Origin of the sequence: Thermosynechococcus sp. HY213 (genome assembly GCF_031460975.1) — a bacterium.
GTDB lineage: Bacteria > Cyanobacteriota > Cyanobacteriia > Thermosynechococcales > Thermosynechococcaceae > Thermosynechococcus.
This window is the reverse complement of the sequence record NZ_JAVKVB010000016.1, coordinates 376,537-400,230: the sequence shown is the minus strand read 5'-3', so window position 1 is coordinate 400,230 and position 23,694 is coordinate 376,537. Positions and strand designations below refer to the sequence as shown.

The window sequence follows — 23,694 nt, the reverse complement described above, 5'->3', positions numbered from 1 at the left end:
AACTAGATTACCGTTCTGATGTGCTCAATAGGCACCTAGTATTGATCCCGTTTACCCCGCAACCGTGTAAAGGTTTGGAGGGGGGTGGTTGCCTCCACTGCTGCTTGAATGGTGCTGACTTCACAGCGTAAAAAAGGATTCGTTGCCTTTTCAACGCCAATCGTACTGGGAATCGTGCTTTTTCCTTGGGCGCGATCGCGACAGACTTGAGCATAGCGCTCTTGCAGGGCAGGATTATTGGCATCCACTGTCAGGGCAAAGCTGAGGTTCTTTTGGGTATATTCGTGGGCGCACCAGACCCGCGTTTGCTCCGGCAATTGCCGCAGTCGATTCAAAGACTCCAACATCTGTGCCGGTGTCCCCTCAAAAAGACGACCACAGCCACCGCCAAAGAGGGTATCACCGCAAAACAGATCGCCCGTTGCTGGCTCATAGTAGGCAATGTGACCGCGGGTATGGCCGGGAACAAACAGCACCTCAAAAGCATGTTCGCCAAAGGGCACGCGATCGCCGGCACTAAGAAAAACCGTTTGCTCTGGAATGCGGCCTTGATCTTCGCGGCTGCCATAGACTTCGATATTGGGGAAGCGCGATCGCAGGGCACGATTGGCACCCACATGATCCCAGTGGTGGTGGGTATTGAAGATCGCCGTCAGTGTTGCTCTCAATTCCGCTAATTTGGCAAGAACAGGTTCTGGCTCTGCCGGATCCACCACTGCCGCTGTCCCCGTTTGCGGATCATGGAGCAAAAAAATGTAGTTATCTGTAAGGGCATTGAGGCGATAAATCATCATGGCCGTTGTTCCTGTACCCAGCGTCGCCAATTTTTCTCTGCCTCTACCTCATCCCTTTTGGCCTCTGCCAAGAAGCGATAAAGGCATTCCTTGGGCACCCATGGAAATAAAGGGGAGCGATCGCACCCTTGATAGCATCCGTCCCACAACTGGAAAATTTGCCATTCCCGACCATTGTACCGCCATAGCTCCGGTACCCCCAAGGCCGCATACAGCTGGTTTTTATCGATATCGGTATGGGTCATGTCCACCTCAATCACTAAATCAGGCGGTGGATCAATGCTCAGATCAATGCTGCGGCCAGCCACCTGTGGTTGATGGTAGATGTAATAGGCATTATCTGGTTCTGCTCCTCGCTTCAGATCCGGTCGCCACAGGGTTGTTGAGCGCAGCGATCGCAGCCGCAGTCCTGTTTCCACCACCAGAATGCGCAAAAATAGACCGATCAGCTCACTGGCAAACTCATGCTCTTCGAGGGGCATCGTAATTTCAAGGGTTCCACAATCAAATATCAAGTGGGCAGCACGGGTTTGCGGCAGAGCATTGAGAATCTGTTGGTACTGCTGCCAAGTGAGGCCGTGGAGCGTGACACGCTGTTCGCCCGTAGTTGTGGTTAGGGTTTTCATGGCAAATCCCCTATGACTTTGGTATCAGCTTCCTACCTGTGGCACACAAGTCAATGAGTTCACAGCCTTCGCACTGGGGTTGGCGCGCTTGGCAAACGGCGCGGCCATGGTAAATCAAGCGAATTGACCAGTTTTCCCAATCGGGCTGGGGGATCAGGCGCATTAAGTCCCGCTCAATTTTCACGGGATCCGTTTCTTGGGTCAGCCCCAACCGCCGACTCAGCCGCTTGACATGGGTATCCACCGTCACTCCCCCCAAAATGCCGTAGCCATGGGCAAGAACCACATTGGCTGTTTTGCGAGCTACCCCCGGCAGTGAAAGCAAATCTTCCATCACCTTGGGCACCTGACCCCCATAGACTTCGACAATGCGGCGGCAGGCGCCTTGAATATGGCGGGCTTTATTGCGATAAAAACCAGTGGACTTGATGTACTGTTCTAGCTCAGCCAAATCAGCCATGGCAAAGTCCTCGGCATCACGATAGCGAGCAAACAGTGCCGGGGTGACTTGATTCACCCGCTCATCCGTGCATTGGGCAGAGAGAATTGTGGCTACCAGCAGTTGCAGCGGATTGGCAAAGTTGAGGCTACAGGTGGCATCCGGATAGAGGCGCTTGAGGCGGGTGAGAATTTCCAAGGCTCGCTGTTGCTTGGCCGCAAGACGACGGGTAATCGCCATAGAAGCCCTTAAAAGAGTTGCTGTACCCAGCCCAAGCCCGTGAGGTTCACGGTGTCCCGCACGATGAGGAACATCCCCAGTCCAAGGAGCAACACCAGCCCCGTTTGCATGACGCCCTCTTGAATGCGATTGGGTAAGGGACGACCCCGCAGCGCTTCCACCAGTAAGAAGAGCAGTTGACCGCCGTCAAGGGCTGGAAAGGGCAGAATATTGATAATTGCAAGGTTAATACTGATCAAGGCGGTAAAGGTAAAGAGCTGTTCAGCATTGGAGCGGGCAATATCCGCGCCCATCGCTACGATCGCCACCGGTCCTGAGACCTGTTGAGCCGCTTGATCAAAATGCTGGAAAAGTTCGCGAAACCCCTCTAGGGTCAGCACAACCACCCGCTGAAACTCCGCCGCGGCCGCCGTGACTAATTTAATCGGGTTTAAGGTGTGTTCGCGGTAAATGTCGGCATGGGGGGCTAATTGAACGCCAATCCGGGCTTGACCATCCTCACTCACTTCTGGCGTGACGGTAATCTCTTGGATGTGCCCTTGACGTTGAATCGTCAGTGTCAGGGGTTGCTGCGGATGCTGCTGAATGGCTCGCATCAGATTTGGCAAGCTATTGGCATCGGCACCCAAGGGTTGGCCATCCACGGCTAAAACCAAGTCCCCCGGCTGAATGCCCGCTCTGGTGGCCACAAGGCTACTTTCCGGGACAAGGGCGGGAATGAGGACACCCTCATAGTAGGTGGCCTGACTAATGCCCATGACGCCCACTTGCACCAGCAATAGCAAATAGGCAAAGACCAAGTTGGCAATCACCCCCGCGCTGATGACAATGGCGCGATCCAAAATCGGCCGGTTGCTCAGGAGATTGGGATCGTTGGCGGGAACGCTGCTATTGGGGTCATCGTCTGGGAACCCCACATAGCCCCCTAGGGGAATCAGGCGCAGGGCATACTCGGTATCCTTGCCTTGAAACTTCCAGAGGATCGGGCCAAACCCAATAGAAAAGCGGTTGACATGAATGCCTTGGCTGCGGGCAGCGATAAAGTGCCCCCACTCATGGACAAAAATCAAGATTCCCAAGATGGCGATCGCCACCACGACTGCAACCATGGACATAGATTCAACCCAGTGCTACGCTGCGAATTGTTAACTCCCTTTTATTGTGACACCGAACTTCCCCTTGGATCGGTGATTTCGCCACAGCCCCTTGCATAATTTCTCAAACTTGTGCGATATATTGCAAAAATGCAACAAAGTGGCATGATAAGTAATTATTCTTAGTGGACGCTCCTGAGAGAGACCCATACAAACGTGCTATTTGAGACCTCAACGTTAAAGGGAATTTTCTACAATGTCTTTATTTGATTGGTTTGCAAATCGCCGTAAAGAAACCGCCTTGACCCCCATGCAGCCAGAGCGGGAGATCGCTGATGGTCTTTGGACAAAGTGCGAAGCCTGTGGCGTCATGATCTACAGCAAAGATCTGCATAGCCATCAACTGGTGTGCCCAGAGTGCGGCCATCACCATCGCGTCAGCAGTAGTGAGCGTATCCAACAACTGATTGACCCCCACACATGGCGCCCCCTCGATGAAAATTTGGTCAGTTGTGACCCCTTGCAATTTAAGGATCGCAAGCCCTATAGCGATCGCCTGCGGGAGTATCAAGAGAAAACCGGTCTCAAGGATGCCGTACAAACCGGCCTCGGCCAACTGGAGGGGCTGCCGGTTGCCTTAGGGGTGATGGACTTTGCCTTCATGGGCGGTAGCATGGGCAGCGTGGTCGGCGAGAAAATCACCCGCCTGATTGAACGGGCCACTTGGGAGCAGATTCCCCTTGTGATTGTCTGTGCCTCTGGCGGTGCCCGCATGCAAGAAGGGATGCTCAGCTTGGTGCAAATGGCGAAAACGGCTGCTGCCCTCGAACGGCATCGCAGTGCAGGTCTGCTTTATATCCCCGTCTTGACCCATCCCACTGCTGGGGGCGTGACGGCTAGCTTTGCCATGTTAGGGGATATTATTATTGCCGAGCCAAAAGCAACGATCGCCTTTGCGGGGCGGCGGGTTATTGAGCAAACGCTGCGGGAAAAACTTCCCGATGACTTCCAAACCGCCGAATTTGTCCAGAAATGCGGCTTTGTGGATGTGATTGTGCCGCGGACTCACCTGAAGTCAACTTTGGCACAGTTAATTCGTTTACATCAACCGGTGACGCGTCATGTTTCCTCGACCCTGCTGCCCAAATCATTTCCTGTGATGGCAATGGCTGAGGAATAACAGCAGCAACCCCCAGATCAAGGGTTGTCCTAGGGCGATCGCTATACAATAGGGGATACCGCTCCCACACCGCAAGGGGTGGTCGTCACTGTGCTGTCTTTGCTGGCTCACCTGCTCTAATGCCTACCGCTCAAACTGATCAAAACCTCAAACTTTGGTGGGGCGTTCTCTATCCTGCCTATACCGATCACCCCATTTTGGCTGTCCCCAACCGTAACTCTGAGGGAACTGTGTTTGAGCAGGACACCAATCCTCCCAATGCCGCTGTCTTTTTTGACCCCCAGCACCGCTACCAACGCTGGGATCACCGTTACGCCTGTGATTTGCCCCAACTGGTGCAGGATCTACAGCCTGAGAAACCGACGCTCTTAGAAGCCCTCCGCGAAACGGCTCAGGATTGGGCACAGGGGTTAAACATTCTCGACCCCAGTGTGGTCATTCCCCATTTGCAAGCTCAATACCCTGACCTCAGTGCGGTGGCGATCGCCTACCTTGCCTTGCACCTTGTCTATCCCGAAACCATTCCAGCCATTCACGATGCGTGGCTAGATACCGTTTCCACAAGCAACTTACCGGCCAACTACTGCCACGGCATTATTCTCGACTACAATCACACAGCGCGCCCTCTGCAAGATGTCTGGCAAGACGACAACATTTCCGATGAGCAAATTTTCCAGTACCTAGAGGACATGATTGAGCTGTGGAAGACTCTAGAACCGTGGCACTGCCATTATTCCTTGCTCACAGTTAGGAATTTAGCCGTCAACCCTGACGATCAATTGCGGCTGCATCAACTGGACTTCACCTTTCCCTTAGTGAAAACCTTTGAGCGACCCACGCCACCCCCCAGCCTCGTTACTGTTTGGGAAGAGTTATTTCGCCATGCCTCTAGTCGTCGTCAAGCCGTTTTTATGCCGCTCTTGGTCTCCTTGAGCACGGCTCCTCTGGAGAAAATCTCAGAAATTCAGATGTTGCTCGACTCTCTCGCCTCCACCCTGCGCAGTGAACCCCTGCCAGACTTTGAGGAGGAGACAGGTGAAAGTACGGGTGACTTGATTAATGAACTGCCAGACATCACCCTCTCATCAGAATCACCAGAAGAGGACCATACCGCTATTGAGGATGCACCCACTGCCCTCTTACCGCGGCAACTGGTTCAAGTGGATGTTGCTGCCCAGACAGACACCGGGCGCGATCGCCACCACAACGAGGATTTTTACCTGATTGATCATCGGCAGCAAGTGCGTCTCACCCCCCAGGGGCAGCAGTTGGATGTTCAGGGACTATACGTGCTCTGTGACGGCATGGGGGGGCATGCAGAAGGTGAAATTGCCAGTTCCCTTGCCACTAAAACTGTTCATGAATACTTCGAGCAGACTTGGCCGTGGCAGGGAGAACTGCCGAGTGCGGAGGAAGTACGCAACGCTATTTACCGTGCCAATGAAGTCATTTTTGCCACTAATGATCAAAAAGGGAAAACCGGCAGTGGTCGCATGGGGACCACGCTTGTCATGGCTCTACTGCATAACTACCACCTACGCCTTGGCCATGTCGGTGATAGTCGCATTTACCACTTCACCAAACGCCAAGGACTGCAACAACTCACCATTGATCACGAAGTCGGTCAACGCCTGATTCAACAAGGGGTAGAGCCTGAAATTGCCTACGGTCGTCCCGATGCCTATCAACTCACCCAAGCCCTTGGCCCCCGCAGCAATGAAGCCATTGCCCCTGAGGTTATAGACTTGGACATCGAAGAAGACACCCTGATTCTGCTTTGCTCCGATGGCCTTTCCGATAACCGCTGCCTCGAAACCCACATTATTAGCCATTTGCTGCCAATGCTGGATTTTAGTCTCCCCCTCAATCAGTCGCTTCATAAACTCATTGATATTGGAAATCAAGTCAATGGCCACGATAACTTGACGGCGATCGCCCTCCGCTTCAAATTGCGCTCTGTTCTTAACGCCCTATTTTAGACAGTATCTCCAGCAGACACTTTACCAAGTGGTACATTGCCTTGATCGCACTTAAAATAGTCCCTGAGGATAAAACTATCCTCATTAGCAAGTTTTTTACATAACGTCATATGAATTCTCGATGCTTAACAAAAGTGTTGCCCTACAGCTGGGTGATCCTGACTAGCTTGACCTCTTTTCTTGGTACACCCGCCCTTGCTGAAATTACCCCCGCTCCCAATGCCACTGGCACCACCGTAGAAACCGTCAACCATCAGTTCAACATTGGTGGCGGACAACGTTCTGCCGATGGCCAAAACCTCTTTCACCTGTTTCGTGATTTCAATGTCCAGCAGGGGCAAACCGCCAACTTTCTTTCTACCCCGCAAATTCGCAACATTCTTGCTGGCGTCAATGGTGGCAGTGCTAGTTATATCAACGGCGTGCTGCAAGTTACAGGCGGAAACAGTCATCTCTACCTCCTGAATCCTGCAGGTATTGTTTTTGGTCCGAATGCGCAGTTGAATCTACCAGCGGCATTCCATGCCTCGACAGCCCAGCGCGTTCACTTTGGCAATGGCCTCTTTGATCTCAATGGTTCAAACACCTACAGCCAACTCAATGGCTCCCCGATTGGCTTTGAATTTGCCAATAGAGGCATCCTAATTAATGAAGGCAATCTTAGGGTCAATGCTGGTCAATCCCTGACCCTGATGGCGCATCAGGTGATCAATACAGGTACCCTTGGCGCAGCAGGGGGCACGGTCAATGTTGTGGCGGTACCTGAATCAGGTCTGGTGCGCATTTCCCAAGAGGGCATGCTCCTCAGTCTAGAGATTCCCAAAGAGCGATTACCCGCCGCAGGCATTATTCAGCCAATTGATCTCCCGACGTTACTCACAGGGGGTAATGGCTATCCTGCCGTCAATAGCGTGATTCAAAATCCAGATGGCACGATTCATTTGGTTCACGACAGTACCAAGATTCCCCTAACCACAAATACAGCAGTCATTGGCGGCACGATTGATGTGAGTCATACCACCGGCGCCGGGGGTAAAATCACTATTGCTGGCCAAGGCAGTAATATTGCTCTGATTAATGCCCAACTGAATGCTGCGGGTAATACAGGGGGCGGCACAATTCTCATTGGTGGTGACTATTTAGGGGGAACAACAGGAACTGGCCGGCTAGGCAGTAGCTTCAATGCGCAAAACCTTTTTGTTAATGCCGGTACTCTTTTGAATGCTGATGCCACCCATCAGGGTAACGGGGGCACAATTATCAATTGGGCAGAGCACAACACACGTTTCTATGGCCAGATCAGTAGCCGTGGCGGTGCGCTTGGGGGAGATGGCGGCTTTGTCGAAGTTTCTGGCAAACAGTTTCTAGATTTTCAAGGCACAGTCGATACCACTGCCCTAAATGGTAACACAGGAACATTATTACTTGATCCGACAAACATATACATCACTGACAGCATGTATGATGTCAACATTACTTCCTCTTCGCCCTTTAAAGCACTATCAAACTCTTATCCAATTTCTGTGTTAACTATAGGAACGCTGTTATCAGCACTCAATTCCACAGACGTTGTCATAACAACAGACAGTACGGCGCTAACTACTGGGAATATCTATGTAGAAACCTCAATTTCCAGCAGCTCGACAAACTCACTCACGCTACAGGCTGATAATGATATCATCATCGGCTACCCCATCTCGCTTCAGGGGAGCTTGGTATTACAAGCAGAGGGAGTGATTCAAAATCAATCATCCTTCAATAATCAAATTAAGATCAGTGCAGCAAACATTAGTGCCAATGCTCCCATACAAACTAATGGCGCCAATATCACCCTCCAAGCTAGTGGCAATATCTTCCTTCCTTCTAGTGGCAATGTTCTCAGTACATCAGGTGGAAGTATTAATCTACAGAGTAGTGGGGGTACGATTTCCCTTGGAGGTTTAGTTAATGCATCTGCAGGCAGCATTCAATTCAGTGGTAACACAGCTCTACTGAACTCAACGAGCTTTTCAGGGAAAAATATTACATTCAATGGCAATATCAACGGCAATCATTCTTTGAATATTGACTCAACAGGTCAAACCGTAGTTTTAGGAACAATCAACACTGCAAGTCTAAGCATCAATGCTCTTAGTAATATTCAGCTGAACAATGTCACCACTAGTTCAGATATTAGTCTAGACTCTGCACTTAAGATTACTGCTGGTAATTTGCAAGTAACTCAAAGTAGTGGTACTATCGGCGTAGTTGCTTTTAATGACATCACTCTCGGCAACCTAATCAGTGCAGGCGGAGCGATCGCAGTCTTTTCAAGAAGCGGGGGTATTTCAACTGGCAATATCAACAGCAACGGTGGTTTTGTTTATCTTGATTCCATAACTGACATAACAACTGGCAATATTACGACTCACGGCGGTGATTTGGCTGCTGTTGCCTACAGGGGTGCTTTAACAATAGGTAATATCAATACAGCTGGCAGTGGTGGCAATGTTACACTGTTTGCGCCTACGATTACGACGGGTGATATCTTCACCAACGGTGGTAACTTCTTAGCTTGGACTGGTGATTTCCCTATTCCAACCTCTAGAGGTACGATTGATCCAATTCCGGATGATGATGATGATTTAACACTGCCTGATCTATTCACTAACCTCCAGACAATACCCAGCGGCAACTTAACGCTGGGCCATTTGACGACTGGTGGTGGGGATGTCAACCTAAGGGGCGGCAATCTAGTTTTCAACTGGATTAATGCTGGGGCGGGCAGTGTTGATATTTATGCGCAAAATTCACTGCGTGGCTTGGGTACGTTTGTTTCCAATGGTGTACCTACCACGATATGGGGTGACTCAGTGAATATCTTTATCAACAATGCCACTCCATTTTTAGTGGGCAATTCCGAAAGGAATGGAACTGCAGGAGCAATTCAAGCCGAGGGATCGATTATTCCTGTACCCACAACACTTTTAGGTCTTGTGGAGGTCGGAAATATTCGTTTTGAAAATACAGGTAAAAATCTTGCCGATAGGAGCTTCGTTCCTTCTGAAAAAATCAATCCTCTCTTAGAACCCCCTACACCAGCCATCTCCGATCCCCTTAAAGTACCTACCGCTCCCCCTGAAATTCTCTTGACTAGAGATATCGAGACTGCCCTAGCTAGCAATAACATTGAGGGTGCGCTGGCGTTACTCGATCTACGGGGCTGTCAAGAAGTCAGCAGTTACCTACAACGTACTTGTGATAGGCAAGATTTCTCCCTTGAGGATTTACAGGCAGCCCTCAATGAAATTGCCAAGCAAACAGGTAAAAAGCCAGCGGTCATTTATACCCTAGCCCGGCCTGACCAATTTGATCTCATCTTGGTTACCCCAGAGGGGAGGCCGCTTTATACACCCCTACAGAACGTGGGACGTGAACAGTTATTGAAAACAGTGGATACTTTGACTAACAGGGTGCGTGATCCACGCCTGATCAATACCCGTACTTATCTACCGGCGGCACAACAGCTTTACCAATGGTTGATTGCCCCCTTGCGTGCTAACTTGAATGCCCAGGGCATTGATACACTGGTCTTTGTTCTAGACAGTGGTATGCGTAGCCTTCCCTTGGCAGCGCTCCATGATGGTCAAAACTTTCTTGTAGAGCAATTTAGTACGGCGCTGGTTCCCAGTATAAGGCTCATAGATATTCGCTACCGCAGTATTCAACGGGAACCCATCTTAGCAATGGGGGCATCGGAATTCCCAGATCAGTCCCCCTTGCCGATGGCGACCCTAGAGGTGGCGCAGATTGTTAAAAACCTAGGAGGAGGCCAAGCCTTTCTCAATGAGGCCTTTACAATTGCTAATTTTAGACAACAGCGCCGTCAAGGAATCTATCCTGTGATCCATTTGGCCACTCACGCTGAGTTTCAACCGGGGGCTGCAGAAAATTCCTACATTGCTTTTAGGGATGGGCGATTGAATCTTTTGCAGTTCCAAGGCTTACAGCTTAACCGTCCCCAAGCAGAATTGTTGACCCTCAGTGCCTGCCGCACGGCGGTTGGAGATTTGGATGCAGAACTGGGGTTTGCAGGTCTGGCGGTACAGGCGGGGGCGAAGTCGGTGCTGGCCAGTTTGTGGTATGTCAGCGATGAGGGGACGTTGGCGCTGATGACTACTTTCTACGATTTGTTAAATACGGTACCCATTAAGGCCGAGGCGCTACGGCAAGCGCAGCTAGCAATGCTGGGCGGCAATATTCGCATCCAAGACAATGAACTGCAAACAATTCGTGGCCGCATTCCGTTACCCCCAGAAGTTAACCAAGGGGCTGGTCGTCGTTCCCTCGATCATCCCTACTACTGGGCTGCCTTTACCATGGTAGGGGTTCCATGGTAGGGATAAACTAACGCTCGAGACGGGCAGTAGCAAAAATCTCTTCCAAAATCTCTGAGGCTCCCTGTTCCCGCAGCTTCAAAGCAAGGCGCGTCCCTAGTTCTTCTGCACTGGCAGGCTCCCCTGTAAGACTGTCTTTGACAAGGCGTTGGCCATCGAGACTGGCGACCAATCCTGTGAGGGTGAGTTGACCATTTTCAATCACCGTATGCACCCCAATGGGCACTTGACAGCCCCCTTCCAATTGCCGCAGGAAGGCTCGCTCTGCTAAGCAACGGGCTGCTGTTTCTGGATGTTCAAGGGTCTTGACCAAGGCTAAAATGTCGGGATCGTCGGCGCGGCATTCAATGCCCAAGGCACCCTGACCGACAGCATAGAGGGACACTGTTGCGGGTAAGACTTGGCTAATGCGATCGCCAAAGCCCAAACGCCGCAGGCCAGCTACCGCCAAAATCAAGGCATCGTATTCCCCAGCATCTAATTTGGCCAAGCGAGTATTTAGATTGCCCCGCACATCCTTAAACGTGAGATGGGGGTAGTGGTGGCGCAACTGTGCCAAGCGACGCAGTGACGAAGTACCAATGACCGTGCCTTCAGGTAGGGTATCAATGGTGTGTCCTGTCCATTTTGCACCTAAAACAAGGGCATCTGCTGGGTCTTCCCGCTCAGTAATCGCGCCTAAAACTAAACCAGCGGGCAACTTGGTGGGTAAGTCCTTGAGGGAGTGAACGGCCAAATCGGTCTCACCCCGCAGCATTGAAAGTTCTAGCTCTTTGGTAAAGAGGCCTTTATCGCCAATTTTGGCAAGGGCGACATCAAGGATATTGTCTCCTTGGGTGGTCATGGTCACCACCTCAAAGGCGCGATCGCGATGATGGGCTTGTAACTGCGCCTGTACCCATTCCGTTTGCACAAGCGCCAGTTGACTTTTGCGGGAACCAATGCGAACCGGGCGGGAGGAGGTGGCAATCATAGGGTTGAGTGTGCAGCGGACAGCATCCAGCCATTATAGGTTGCGGGGATCCCAAGGGGCAAGATCAGGCATTTTCGGGGTGAGTACAAGCAGCAATAATCGCTGCCGCGCCACCAGAGACCACTTGAATGGGGACCCCTAGCGCTTCCTCTACAGTGGCTAAAGACACATCATCGAGAAAAACGGGTTCATCGTGCTTGAGCATCAGACTGGGCAGAAGCAGGCGATCGCCCAAGGGTTTGCCCTTCAGGTGATAGATCAAATCATGGCCGGTTAATAGCCCTGTCACGGACATCTGCTGTCCCCAATAGTCGCTAGCAAGGGCATAGAGATCAAGGCGCAGGTTCTCAATTTGGTTAAGGCGAGCCACCAAGGGTGCAAAGGCCTGTTCCACGGTATTACCCACCACCCAACTCAGATGACGCGGCTGCGGTAAGCGTTGGGGAAGCTGTTGGGCGTGAAGCTCAAACTCTTCTAAAAACAGGCGAATCGTTCCCACACCATTACTGAGTTGCGGATAGTCCTGATAGTGGGCGGCGGGGGGTAAGGGCGATCCGGCAATCAAGAACCATTCATCTGCTAGCCAAGCAAAGGGGGTTTGCCACTGCTGTTCAAACCGCTGTTGGAGTGCCTGTACCCGTTGAATCACCGCTTGGGCGTGATCAGGGGTGACGGGAATCAGTTCATCCTCAGCAGGGCGAAAGCGAGTCAGCCCCACCGGCACCACTGCCACTGAAAGCACGGTTGGCTCTTCAGGATCATAGAACTGGGCTAAATCCCGTAGTGTTTGCTCGAGGCACTCGCCGTCATTAATCCCCGGACAGACAACCACTTGGGCATGGAGTTGCAGCCGTTGCTCTTGAAACCAGCGCATCTGTTGCAGAATTTCCCCCGCCCGTGGATTTTTCAGTAGGCGTTGGCGAACACTGGCTACTGTGGCATGGACAGAGACATAGAGGGGGGAAAGGCGCAAGCGGGCAATGCGCTGCCATTCTGAGGGAAGCAGGTTCGTCAGGGTAATGTAGCTGCCGTAGAGGAAACTGAGGCGGTAGTCGTCATCTTTGGCGTAGAGGCTTTCCCGTTTGCCGGGGGGCTGCTGATCAATAAAACAAAAGGGGCAGCGATTGTTGCACTGCATCAACCCATCGAAGAGGGCGGTGGTAAACTCCAGTCCTAAATCTTGATCAATGTCTTTTTCAATTTCGAGAACATAGGTTTGGCCGTCTTTCCCTAGCACTTCTAGGGTGAGGTATTCCTCGGCACAGAGAAACCGATAATCAATCAAATCGCGGGGGCGATCGCCATTAATGGCCACCAACGCATCACCGGGTTCAAATCCCAACTCAGCGGCAATGGAGCCGGGTTCCACAGCAGCCACAACAGCCGGGCGAAGGGCGCGATCGCTCATGGTTGATTGTTGAAAAGAGGGGGGACAGTCAGCAAAACTTCTTTATCTTGTACTGTACCTTAGGCAGCACAGCCGCTTCCAACTCTCAGGATTCTCAAAGCAACCATAGGGTTGATATAGTGGTGTTCTACATATTTCTAAAAAATGTTAACGAGGACGATGATGGGGTCATTGGGGATTAGCTTTACCGTTGGTGCAGGTAACTTTGTCCCCTTTTATGGGGTATTGCTGCTGGGTCTTGTGGCGGCCGTGAGCATTGGCCTCATTGCATGGTACAACTCGAAGCGTCCCCCCGGTTGGGAAAATGCCGATCGCCCCAGTTTTATTCCCAAGTTGAATCTCGAAGAGTCTGAGTCCAATCCCACCCCTGATGAGACAACAGATTCGTGAAGCTCTTTCGGATTCTTTTACGGGCAGCTTGGCCGACGATTGTTGCGGCAGCGATCGCTGGACTTCTCAACGGTGGCAGTACGGCTGCGCTCATTGCCCTGATGAATGCCGCCCTGCAGAAAACCCCTGCCCTCCAGCGCCTCTTACCTTGGGGATTTATTCTCCTCGGAACCCTCCTACTGCTGACCCACTTTAGCTCTCAAGTGCTCCTGGTGCGGGCTGCCCAACAGGCGGTTTATGAAATGCGCCTCTTCCTCAGCCGCCAGATTCTCGCTTCACCCCTACGCCAGTTAGAAGCCATTGGCAATCCGCAACTCCTTGCGACGCTGACAGAGGACGTGGATGCCGTTTCCCGTTCCTTTTCCGTCCTGCCCAATCTTTTTAATGCCATTGCCATTGTTATTGGCTGCCTGATTTACATGGGTTGGTTGTCGCCGCCCCTCTTTTTTGCCCTTGTGGGCTTGATTGTCGTTGGTACTGGCAGCTACTTGTTTCTAGCGGGCAGAGCACGCAAATTCCTAGAGCGGGCACGGCAGCAACAGGATCACCTTTTTCAACACTTTCGGACACTCACCGAGGGCAACAAAGAACTCAAGCTCAATCGGCAACGGCGGTTGGCCTTCTTTTATCGGGAATTGGAACCCACGGCTCAGAAAACCCGGCAGCAAAACGAGCTAGGGTACATGGTCTTTGCCATTGCTGCCAGTTGGGGGCAGTTGCTGCTGTTTGTCACCATTGGCTTCTTTCTCTTTACGCTGCCCCATTTGCTAGGAGCCACACCCACAGTTCTCTCAGGGTATGTTCTGACGATCATTTACCTCATGCTGCCGATGCAGCAGCTGATTGATGCGATTCCTGTCTTTAGCCGTGCTAGGGTTGCCCTGAAAAAAGTGGAATCTTTGCAACTCAGCCTTGGAGATCCGCACCAAAACCTCAACGATACAGGCGAACTCCCTCCCCTTGGCTGGAAAACCCTCTCTCTGCGGCAGATCTGTCATCAGTACCGCAGTGGCCACGAGGATGAACCTGCGACCTTTACCCTCGGCCCTTTGAGTTTGACCGTGCAGGCTGGGGAACTCCTTTTTATTGTCGGTGGCAATGGCAGCGGTAAATCCACCCTAGCAAAAATTATTACTGGCCTGTACATTCCCGATCAGGGAGAAATTTGGGTGGATGATCACTGTTTGCAGCCTGAGGACTACGAATGGTATCGCCAACACTTTGCCACTGTTTTTAGTGACTTTTATCTTTTTGAGTCACTGTTGGGCATTGAGTGCCCCGAACGCCTTGCAGAAGTGCCAAGTTACCTCGAAAAATTGCGCTTGAGCCACAAAGTTTGCCTAGAAGGTAACCGCTTCTCTACGACATCTCTTTCCCAAGGGGAGCGCAAGCGTTTGGGGTTGTTGATGGCCTATCTCGACGATCGCCCCGCCTACCTCTTTGATGAATGGGCAGCGGATCAAGATCCTGTGTTTCGGGAGATTTTCTACCGCCAACTCCTACCCGAGCTAAAGGCTCAGGGCAAAACGGTGTTTGTGATTAGCCATGACGATCGCTACTTTGACGTGGCCGATCGCCTGATCAAACTCGACTATGGCCAACTCGTGACCTAGGTAAACTGCTGACTGAGCATCAAGGGGTTATGCACCGTGATTTTCTTTTTGTGAATTGAGATCATTTTTTGATCCCGAAGTTCCCCGAGAAGGCGAGTTACGGTTACCCGTGTCGAACCAATGGCCTCGGCGATCGCCTGATGGGAAAGCTTCAAATCCACAGTGACTCCCGCACTCGTGGGAATCCCAAAATCACGGCAAAGAATCAGCAAAAAGCTCACCAAGCGGGATCCCATATCGCGGTGGGCAAGGGTCTCGATCATCATCTCCGTTTGCAGGATCCGCGATGACAGCCCCTGAATCATAAACATCGGCAAATCGGGATCCTCGTGCATCGCCTTTTCCACCTGTTCGATGGGAACGGCCAATAGCTCCACATTCGTAAACGCCACCGCATGGTAAAAGCGATCGGAGCGGGTGCCCGTAATCAGGGACAGCACCCCAAATACGGTATTTTCCCGCAGCAGTGCCACCGTAATTTCCTCGCCCGCTTCATACACCCGTGAGAGCTTCACTGCCCCCTTGAGGAGAAAATAGACCTTTTCCGCTGGATCTCCCGGAAAGAAAATGGTTTTGCCGCGTTCGTAAGTTTCAGTGGTGGATGGAAACAGACCACTGGCCATGTGGCGAAAGACGGGTGCTAAGGGTTGATCTTTATTCATGAGTCGTGTGTCAATCCAAGGTGGTTTAACTGGTGGTGTGGCGATCGCATAGGGTGCTGTCGGCATTGATATCCCCCCAACAATGCAACTCTCTCAACGCCAGCGAATCTTGCTCTGGGTGAAGAGTTCAGCATTGACAGATTAGTAAAACCAATTCAGGGGCATTTTTTTGTATCATGCCACACTTTTTTTCGAGAGAATTAAGGGCGGACGCAAAAGCAAGTACCCTAATGCTCCCAAAAGGGGGACAAGGCTCCACCAGCGCCACGGTGACTTTTCCAGTCCTCGCCGTTGCCAGTCATCCACTAGTAGCACCGGCAAGAGCAACGACAGGAGGCAAAAGTCTAGGCTCATCACATGAATAAAGCGGCTGGTTTGCCACTGCTGCCAAAAGTCTGGCCAATTACCGCCAACCAAGCCATAGCCAAGAAAGCCCACAGCCAATAAACCAATGACAACGGCAGTGAGCCGTGATTCCCAAAGGCGTACCCCCCGATTGAGTTCTCCGCTAAAGATCGGTGCTGGCTGGCGCAGGATGAAGTAAGGTAACAGGGCAAACGCACCCACGCCAAAACTAAAAGCCGCAAATGGCCACGCGGGAAATCGCTGTTCTTGACCATCCACCACCAGTAATGCGGTATAAATCAGTGGCCAGACGCCCATCAAATTAAAAAGACTGACAATGAGGGGGTTAATGCCTTGCCAGTCTCCCGTTGCTAGCCGTTGAATAAGTGTCAGTGTTTGCGGTTGATCGGGGGGGGCAAAACCAAAGCTATAGACAATCAATCCCAGCCACAGAGCCGCAAAGAAAATCCGCATACCGCCCTAAGCTAAAACCGTTTCGGGTACCCCCGCTTTTTGCAGTTGCTTCGTAAATTGCGGCAGCACTCGCTGGCACTGGCGGATAAAGGCCTCTAGCCAACCTTGCAAGTGCTCTAGCTGCTCCTCACTGAGAAACACATCGCGGCTGGACTGGTAGGATTGACAAACCACACGACCATCATTAGTCACTGTAAAGTCAGCAAACCAACTGCTGTAGGGACGAGTCCCCCGCCAATAGTTGGCCACAATCATCTTGCCAAGGTATTTCTGGGCGATATCGCCAATTTTGTTAAAGTGTTCTAGCACTTCCGCCAAGGTGAGGACTTTTGCTGCGGCGCCTTTTGTTTCTTCAAGCTGCGGCAGGGTAATGTCTGTCAGTTCTTCGCGAGGCTGTCCCCCCAGACCCATGAGGGCAAAGAGTTTTTGTTCCAGATTGGCGAGGTAGCTATTGTAGGTTTGGCCGTTGCGGCTCAGGGTTTGGTGCATCCGCACAATGAGATCAATTTCTGCCAACTTAGTTGCCGCCAAGGATTCTAGGCGTGCCAATTGATCGGCAAAGGCTTGACTGTCACTTTCGGCACCACTTACGGTCAACCCAAGGGATTCAGCACGCTTTGCAAGAAGACGGCGAATGTAATAGCGGGTCATGGGTGTGAGCGACATCATCTGAACCTCAAATCAAGCCAATGTGGAACACGAGTGGAATGTGAACTTTTGTAAATCAGCTTAACATGTCTGCTGCCTTTGTTGCAAAATGTAATAGCTCTGTTTAACTAATCCATCCTAAAGGCAGTAGAAATCTAGTGTTAAGCGAAAGCTAGGCCACTCGTCTCTTTACCAATTTAAGAGATGAAGGGTGCCCTATGGCCAGTAATTTTACGGAAATTCACTAACCCTTGGAAAAATTCAATCCCTCTCAAATCAGCTCGGGTTACCGAGGTTTACGGCTGCGGCAACGGTTCTCCCATTTCGCTATTGAGAAATGAAAAAAGGGGGCGATCGCCCCCCTATCACAATACGCTTCAGCCTTAATCAGATGCTAGCTGGCGCTGACCAACTCCGCTAAGCGTTTCGAGACCACAGCCAAGTGTCCTTTCTCCAGTACCTCATCGGCGTCGAGAACATTGAGTCCCATGATGATCCGTGCAATCAGACCCGTCCAGCCGGTTTGGTGACTCGCACCTAGTCCTGCGCCATTATCCCCATGGAAGTATTCATAAAACAGAATTAGATCACGCCAGTGGGGATCGCTTTGGAATTTTTCGGTGCCACCATAGACCGGTCGCCGCCCCGATTCATCCTTGAGGAAGATACTGGCCAAGCGGCGGGCAATTTCTGCCGAGACCTCCCAGAGGTTGAGCCAGCGGCCTGAACCGGTGGGGCATTCCACCGTAAACTCGTTGCCGTAATAGCCATACATTTTGCGGAGGGCTTGCACCAAAAGGGCATTCACGGGCATCCAAATGGGGCCACGCCAGTTGGAGTTACCGCCAAAGAGGCCGGTGGTGGATTCACCGGGTTCATAGCTAACGCGATAGGCCTCGCGGCCGAGTTGGAAAATATAGGGGTGATCGTAGTGGTAGCGGGAGAGGGCACGGATGCCATAGTCACTGAGGAATTCACTCTCATCCAACATGCGGGTGAGAATCCGCCGTAGTTTGGCCTCGTTGACGGGCGAGAGCAACCGCCGTTTTTTTACACCCGGGCGATCGATGGGGTTAATGTTGGCCAAAAGCTCAGGGTGGCGGGCATTAAAGGCAGCAATGCGTTCCCTAAAGGTGGGTAGGGAGTCCAGCAACTCTTCCGAGAAAATGGCAGTGGCACACAGGGGCAGCAATCCCACCATCGAGCGTACCTTCAGGCGCTGGGCACGACCATCGGGCAGTCGCAGCAGGTCATAGTAAAAGCCATCTTTGTCATCCCAGAGTTCATCTTTCTGGACACCAATGCGATCCATCGCTCCGGCAATGTAAACGAAGTGCTCATAGAATTTGCAGGCAATATCCTCATAAACGGGATTGTGCTGTGCTAGCTCCAGCGCCATAGAGAGCATATCGAGGGCAAACATTGCCACCCAAGCCGTACCATCCGCCTGCTCAAGAACACCACCTGTGGGTAGGGGCGCACTGCGATCAAAGACGCCAATATTGTCTAAACCAAGGAAGCCACCCTCCATGACGTTGTTGCCGAGGGAATCTTTGCGGTTGACCCACCACGTAAAGTTGAGCATGAGCTTGTGGAAGACACTCTCAAGGAAAGCCAAATCGCCTTCGCCTTTTTTCATGGCTTTGTCCAAGAGATAGATTTGCCACGTGGCAATCCCATGCACAGGCGGATTCACATCACCAAAGTTCCATTCGTAGGCGGGAATTTGACCGTTGGGGTGCAGATACAGTTCATTCACCATCAGCTTAAGCTGCTCTTTGGCGAAGTCGATATCCATCAGAGCTAAGGGCGAGCAGTGGAAGGCTAAGTCCCAAGCGGCAAACCAAGGATATTCCCACTTGTCGGGCATGGAGATAATGTCGGCGCTTTCAAGGTGGAACCACGATTTGTTGCGGGTAACGATGCGCTCTTCCACATCGGGGGGCAGCGCTTTATCTTCCAGCCACTGCTTGACAGGGTAGTAGTAGTACTGCTTTGTCCACATCATGCCGGCAAAGGCTTGACGAACCACATTGCGCTGATCAGCCGTGCAGTCACTGGGGATGAGGTGATCAAAGAAGAGATCCGCTTCGGTGCGGGCTTGGTTGAGGCGATCGCTAAAGGCATTGCCAAAGCTGAGGGGGCTACTTTTGGCAGATGCTAGGCGTAGTTGAATGATCTCAACCCCTTGGGCGGCAACTGTGACTTGATAGTGGGCAGCCACCTTGGTGCCGACTTTGTCGGGGTTGACGGCATTTTGCTCACCATTGATCAGGTAGCGGTGAAAGGCATCCTTAACGTAGGGCGAGGCATTGGGCTGGCCAAAGAGCCGCTCAAAGTTGGTTTCATTCTCGGTGAAGAGGAAGGGCACCGGGCGATCGCTCACAAATTCATACTCTCCTAGCTCCCCATGGCGTGCCCGCACCAGTGTCGCATCCATTTGCTTCAGTTCTGGTTTGGCGAGAACCTTGTCCGGTGTCCAACTCCACGTATTGCGGTACCAGAGGGTGGGCAGAACGTGCAAATGGGCAGCTTCGTTGCCGCGATTGTGAATGCTGATTTGAATCAAAATGTCATTGGGAGCCGCTTTGGCATATTCGATGAAGACATCAAAGTAGCGATCGCCCTCAAAGACCCCTGTATCCAAGAGTTCATACTCCATTTCAAAGCGGCTGCGGTGGCGGTTGGTCATCACCAGATCAATGTAGGGATAGGCAGCTTGGGGATACTTGTAGAGGTATTTCATGTAGGAATGGGTGGGCGTACTGTCGAGGTAAAAGTAATACTCTTTAACGTCCTCCCCATGATTGCCTTCATTGTTGGTTAAGCCAAAAAGCCGTTCCTTGAGAATTGGATCGTTGCCATTCCAAAGAGCCAAGGCAAAACAAAGCCGTTGCTGTGCATCACAAATGCCACCGAGGCCATCTTCACCCCAACGGTAGGCGCGCGATCGCGCTTGATCATGGGAAAAATACTCCCAAGCATTGCCGTCGGTGGAATAGTCTTCCCGTACAGTGCCCCACTGCCGCTCGCTCAAGTAAGGTCCCCAAAATTTCCAAGGGTTGGCTTGGCCATGAACTTGATTGAGTCGTTCCAGTTCAGGATTGACAGGAGAAACCATTTTTAACCTCGCTTGTTATCTCAAAAATTCCATAAAGGCTTACAAACTTATATGAACTTAAGCGAAAACTCTTATAAATAAAAAAATGAAAAGAAATAAAGAGCTTAAGCTCATAGATTTTGAGTATAAGCAAAATATCCTAAATTCCAAGAAAGGAAACATTAAGGTTTAGTAATCTGCTAGGGCAGATATAGCCCTTTCCTGAACTAGGGGGACATCTAAGAATCCAATCTGCTACAGTAGGAGTTGTCGCAGTGTTGAGCGTCTTCGTGAAAGAGGTAGTACCCGACCCAGATTTTGCTTGACCTGATGCGCGGCAAGCCCCGGTATTTATGCCGGCGGCGAAGGATAGTGCGGATGGCGGCGGCATCCTAATCATGGTATTGCCACTGAAACCCAAGGTGGCCTACGGCAGGGCATGCCGGCAAGATACAAGCAGCGGTTAGAACCCGCCGAAACGATTGCGCAGTCATCCCCGTCGTAGGAATCTGCGGCTTTCAGGCCGGGGAGGAGGTCAAGTCTTCTCCAATCTCTGCTATGATGAAAGGAAGGGCTGGTTGTTTGCTCGTTAAACGTAGATTGTTTAGGAAGCCATTTCTCTAGGCATCTAGGTAAAAAGCAGTCGTAACCATCTTTGCTCTAAGGGAGCAGCCTACAGGGCTCAACTCCACTTTGAGTTTGTCAATGTGTTCGAGAGTTTTATGACATCTGTTTCTTCGTTGCCTGCGCGCCCCCTGCGTCCCAATTGGGGGGTGATTTTTTTTATGGGCATTGTGCATTTGGGAGCGTTGCTGGCATTGGTACCGGGGCTGTTTTCCTGGCCGGCTGTGCTGTTGTGTGTTGTTCTCTATTGGGTGTCTGGAGGCCTTGGCATCACCCTAGGCTGGCATCGCCTGATCACCCATCGCAGTTTCCAGTGCCCGAAATGGCTGGAATACTTTTTTGGCTTTTGCGGCAGCTTGGCCTGTGAGGGTGGAATTATTGAATGGGTTGGCCTCCACCGTAATCACCACCTCCACTCCGATCAAGAACTGGATCAGCACAATTCCCAAAAGGGGTTTTGGTGGTCGCACATGGGTTGGATGCTCCAAGAAGTGCCCGCCAAGGCAGAGGTAGAACGCCTCACCAAGGACATTAACACTGATCCGGTGTATCGCTTTTTGAATCAGTACTTTGTGCCCATTCAAGTGGTTTTAGGGGTCTTGGTGTATCTGTGGGGGGGACTGCCCTTTGTGGTCTGGGGCATCTTTGTCCGCCTTGTGCTGGTGTATCACCTCACGTGGTTTGTCAATAGTGCCACCCATAAATTTGGCTACCGCACCTTTGAATCGGGCGATCGCTCCACAAATTGTTGGTGGGTTGCCCTGCTGACGTTTGGCGAAGGCTGGCACAACAATCACCACACCTACCCCCATTCGGCACGTCACGGTCTGCAATGGTGGGAATTTGATATTACGTGGATCACGATTCGGGCATTGCAAGCGATTGGTCTGGCCCAAAAGGTGCGGCTCGTGGAAGTCCCCACGAATCAGTAACAGCCCTTAAAAGGGGTACTGGAGTTCCGCCTCTTGCCAAATGCGGATCAATTCCCTCGCCTCTGGGTAGAGGGGATGCGTGGGGGGGATGAGTTCGGCGGTGGCGATTGCCTGCTGGTTGTCCCGCCCCACCCAATAGCGCGCCTGCTCCAAGATATTATTGCCCCACTGCACAATCAACTGGTTGGCGGTGGCATAGACACTGGAGTTGGGGGAGATTTCTTGGGCAATGGCAATGGCAGCAGCAAAGTCGCGATCGCGCCCCCCTCGAGCACGGCGCTGGGCTTCATTCAGGCGAGCCATCTCCGGATCAAGCTGCCAGCTCACTGCTTCCGTTGCCACGGGGGGAAAGAGTTCTTTGAGGCGATTTTGAGCCGTTTCATAGAGGGCACGCTGGGGACGAATTCGCTCAAGGAGTTGGCGGGCTTGCAGCAGGGCTTCAGGGGTGCCTTGGCGGGCAAGGGCGTTGGCCTGATCGATCAGGGGTTGATCCTCAGCAATCTCGATTTGACGTTGCCACAGCCGTCGCTGATCGCGGATTTGGTCTTGGCGGTAGGGACTCGCGTCCGCCAAAGGAATGTTGAGGCGGTTGAGGGCAAGGTAGAGGTGATCCAGCGTGCCGCCACGGGCAATGGCTTGCGCTTCTGCGAGGGTTCGCAGTACCTGCAAATCTGTTTGCCAGCGCCGAATGGCCTGCTGGGCTTCAAAGTAGAGGGGGCGTTCTGCCGTAATCGTCCGCGCTTGGGCAATGGCTCGATCAATGTCCTGTCCCATCCCCGCTTGAGCAAATTCTTCCGCTGCGGCTAGCTTGGCTACATCCTCAGCGCTGCGGGCACTCCTGACATCACGGGGAATTAAACCAGCAATGCGCCTTGCCTCTTGGGGGTCATAGCGATTCAGAGCCGCCACTGCTGATGCAAGTAACTGTTCACCCAACTCATTGAGCAATCGCCGCGCACCGGGATAAATATCACTGGTGGTGGGAATTCGCCGCACAATTGCAATGGCAGCGGCCAAGTTATCGGCTCCCCCCTGTGCCATGAGGGCACGGGCTTCATCCAACTGCCGATCTTCCCGTTGGGCACGGATAATCCGCTCATTAAAGGCGCCAAACTGCTCCTGTGCCCAATAACGACAGGCAACAAATTGCAACTGGAGCGAGATTTGAAAAGCTTCTCGCCATTCGAGGTTTTTCAAGGCGGCTTCGGCGCGTCGGTAGATGCTCTCCCCCTCTTGCCAAATTTCCTGCCAGCGTTGAATGCGTTCTTCCACTTTGGTATAGGCTTGGACATCCCGAGGAATCCGCCGCGCAAAGGCGATCGCCCGATGTAATTGCCCCTCATGAAAGGCTACCTCTGCCAAGGCCAAAACCTGATCTGACCACGCTTCTAGGCGGCGATTAATCTCAGGGGCAAGGGGATGATCGCGAGGCAAGTCATCAATGAGATCAATGGCATGGAGCAAATCTTCAAGGGTGTGTCGCTCCGCCGCTTGTTGGGCGCAGTAGAGGCGAAAGGAGGCCGATGCCAAAGGCCAAAGGACAAAATCACAATTGCCGGGAGTCGTCGGTTGCCGCAGCAGCAGCCACAGGGATAGCCCGGAAATCCCGACGGAGGTGAGGAGGGAGAGGCTGGCCACCACTTGCCAGTGTTGCAACCAAGGTAAGCAGGCATACCACTGCTTTTGGACAAGGGGGACTAGACGATTGAGTTGGCGCGATCGCCCACCAAAGCGTTTTAAGATCGCGATCACTGCGGTTGATTTAGTTTGATCCTGCACCGTCTCCCACTCCCCAAC

17 protein-coding genes are annotated in these 23,694 nt (G+C 52.0%); 6 read left to right on the top strand and 11 right to left on the bottom strand.

The genetic code is table 11. The features are described from left to right. Positions 1 to 35: 35 nt before the first annotated feature. From gloB to rseP, 4 genes are read right to left on the bottom strand one after another with little or no spacing between them, the layout of a single operon-like run. Positions 36 to 794: a hydroxyacylglutathione hydrolase gene (gene gloB, locus RHK62_RS11550; RefSeq protein ID WP_286627163.1), complete on the bottom strand. Its 759-nt coding sequence runs from the start codon at positions 792 to 794 to the stop codon at positions 36 to 38. Beyond that, positions 791 to 1,420 (bottom strand): Uma2 family endonuclease, encoded by a 630-nt coding sequence (locus RHK62_RS11545; RefSeq protein WP_310453749.1) that lies wholly within the window; start codon positions 1,418 to 1,420, stop codon positions 791 to 793. Before RHK62_RS11545 ends, gloB begins: the two co-directional genes overlap by 4 nt. A gap of 10 nt (positions 1,421 to 1,430) precedes the next feature. Beyond that, positions 1,431 to 2,099: an endonuclease III gene (nth, locus tag RHK62_RS11540; protein ID WP_149819035.1), complete on the bottom strand. Its 669-nt coding sequence runs from the start codon at positions 2,097 to 2,099 to the stop codon at positions 1,431 to 1,433. A gap of 8 nt (positions 2,100 to 2,107) precedes the next feature. Next, the gene (gene rseP, locus RHK62_RS11535) at positions 2,108 to 3,214 is read right to left on the bottom strand and encodes an RIP metalloprotease RseP (RefSeq protein WP_286627016.1); all 1,107 of its coding nucleotides are present in this window, start codon (positions 3,212 to 3,214) and stop codon (positions 2,108 to 2,110) included. Positions 3,215 to 3,449: 235 nt separating this feature from the next. Between rseP and accD the strand changes: the two genes are divergently transcribed. From accD to RHK62_RS11520, 3 genes are all read left to right on the top strand, one after another. Next, the gene (accD, locus tag RHK62_RS11530) at positions 3,450 to 4,373 is read left to right on the top strand and encodes an acetyl-CoA carboxylase, carboxyltransferase subunit beta (RefSeq protein ID WP_206200021.1); all 924 of its coding nucleotides are present in this window, start codon (positions 3,450 to 3,452) and stop codon (positions 4,371 to 4,373) included. A 119-nt stretch (positions 4,374 to 4,492) separates the two neighbouring features. Next, complete coding sequence (locus RHK62_RS11525; RefSeq protein ID WP_310453748.1) at positions 4,493 to 6,352, top strand: serine/threonine phosphatase; 1,860 nt, start codon at positions 4,493 to 4,495, stop codon at positions 6,350 to 6,352. 167 nt (positions 6,353 to 6,519) lie between these two features. Then, positions 6,520 to 10,731 (top strand): CHAT domain-containing protein, encoded by a 4,212-nt coding sequence (locus RHK62_RS11520; RefSeq protein ID WP_310453747.1) that lies wholly within the window; start codon positions 6,520 to 6,522, stop codon positions 10,729 to 10,731. Between the two features lie 7 nt (positions 10,732 to 10,738). On the opposite strand, the gene hemC is transcribed toward RHK62_RS11520, so the two are convergent. Both hemC and RHK62_RS11510 read right to left on the bottom strand, forming a co-directional pair. After that, positions 10,739 to 11,701, bottom strand: coding sequence for a hydroxymethylbilane synthase (gene hemC, locus RHK62_RS11515; RefSeq protein WP_302678193.1), 963 nt, complete (start codon positions 11,699 to 11,701; stop codon positions 10,739 to 10,741). A 64-nt stretch (positions 11,702 to 11,765) separates the two neighbouring features. Beyond that, positions 11,766 to 13,109: a TIGR03279 family radical SAM protein gene (locus tag RHK62_RS11510; RefSeq protein WP_310453746.1), complete on the bottom strand. Its 1,344-nt coding sequence runs from the start codon at positions 13,107 to 13,109 to the stop codon at positions 11,766 to 11,768. Between the two features lie 159 nt (positions 13,110 to 13,268). On the opposite strand from RHK62_RS11510, the gene psb35 reads away from it, so the two are divergent. Further along, positions 13,269 to 13,499 (top strand): photosystem II assembly protein Psb35, encoded by a 231-nt coding sequence (gene psb35, locus RHK62_RS11505; protein WP_315862966.1) that lies wholly within the window; start codon positions 13,269 to 13,271, stop codon positions 13,497 to 13,499. Further along, the gene (locus RHK62_RS11500; protein ID WP_302678191.1) at positions 13,496 to 15,112 is read left to right on the top strand and encodes a cyclic peptide export ABC transporter; all 1,617 of its coding nucleotides are present in this window, start codon (positions 13,496 to 13,498) and stop codon (positions 15,110 to 15,112) included. The genes psb35 and RHK62_RS11500 overlap by 4 nt, the downstream gene beginning before the upstream one ends. On the opposite strand, the gene ntcA is transcribed toward RHK62_RS11500, so the two are convergent. The 4 genes from ntcA to RHK62_RS11480 form a co-directional block, all read right to left on the bottom strand. Continuing rightward, positions 15,109 to 15,774: a global nitrogen regulator NtcA gene (gene ntcA, locus RHK62_RS11495; RefSeq protein WP_190278317.1), complete on the bottom strand. Its 666-nt coding sequence runs from the start codon at positions 15,772 to 15,774 to the stop codon at positions 15,109 to 15,111. The genes RHK62_RS11500 and ntcA overlap by 4 nt on opposite strands. A gap of 174 nt (positions 15,775 to 15,948) precedes the next feature. After that, positions 15,949 to 16,593, bottom strand: coding sequence for a DUF2834 domain-containing protein (locus tag RHK62_RS11490; protein WP_206200015.1), 645 nt, complete (start codon positions 16,591 to 16,593; stop codon positions 15,949 to 15,951). A 6-nt stretch (positions 16,594 to 16,599) separates the two neighbouring features. Next, positions 16,600 to 17,262, bottom strand: coding sequence for a hypothetical protein (locus RHK62_RS11485; RefSeq protein WP_310453745.1), 663 nt, complete (start codon positions 17,260 to 17,262; stop codon positions 16,600 to 16,602). Positions 17,263 to 17,635: 373 nt separating this feature from the next. Beyond that, a complete protein-coding gene (locus RHK62_RS11480; RefSeq protein WP_310438127.1) occupies positions 17,636 to 20,362 on the bottom strand; it encodes an MGH1-like glycoside hydrolase domain-containing protein in 2,727 nt (908 codons plus the stop codon). A gap of 701 nt (positions 20,363 to 21,063) precedes the next feature. Between RHK62_RS11480 and RHK62_RS11475 the strand changes: the two genes are divergently transcribed. Then, entirely contained in the window at positions 21,064 to 21,897 is an 834-nt protein-coding gene (locus tag RHK62_RS11475) for an acyl-CoA desaturase (RefSeq protein WP_310453744.1), read from the top strand. A gap of 6 nt (positions 21,898 to 21,903) precedes the next feature. On the opposite strand, the gene RHK62_RS11470 is transcribed toward RHK62_RS11475, so the two are convergent. Further along, positions 21,904 to 23,676, bottom strand: coding sequence for a hypothetical protein (locus RHK62_RS11470; protein ID WP_310453743.1), 1,773 nt, complete (start codon positions 23,674 to 23,676; stop codon positions 21,904 to 21,906). Positions 23,677 to 23,694: the final 18 nt, after the last annotated feature.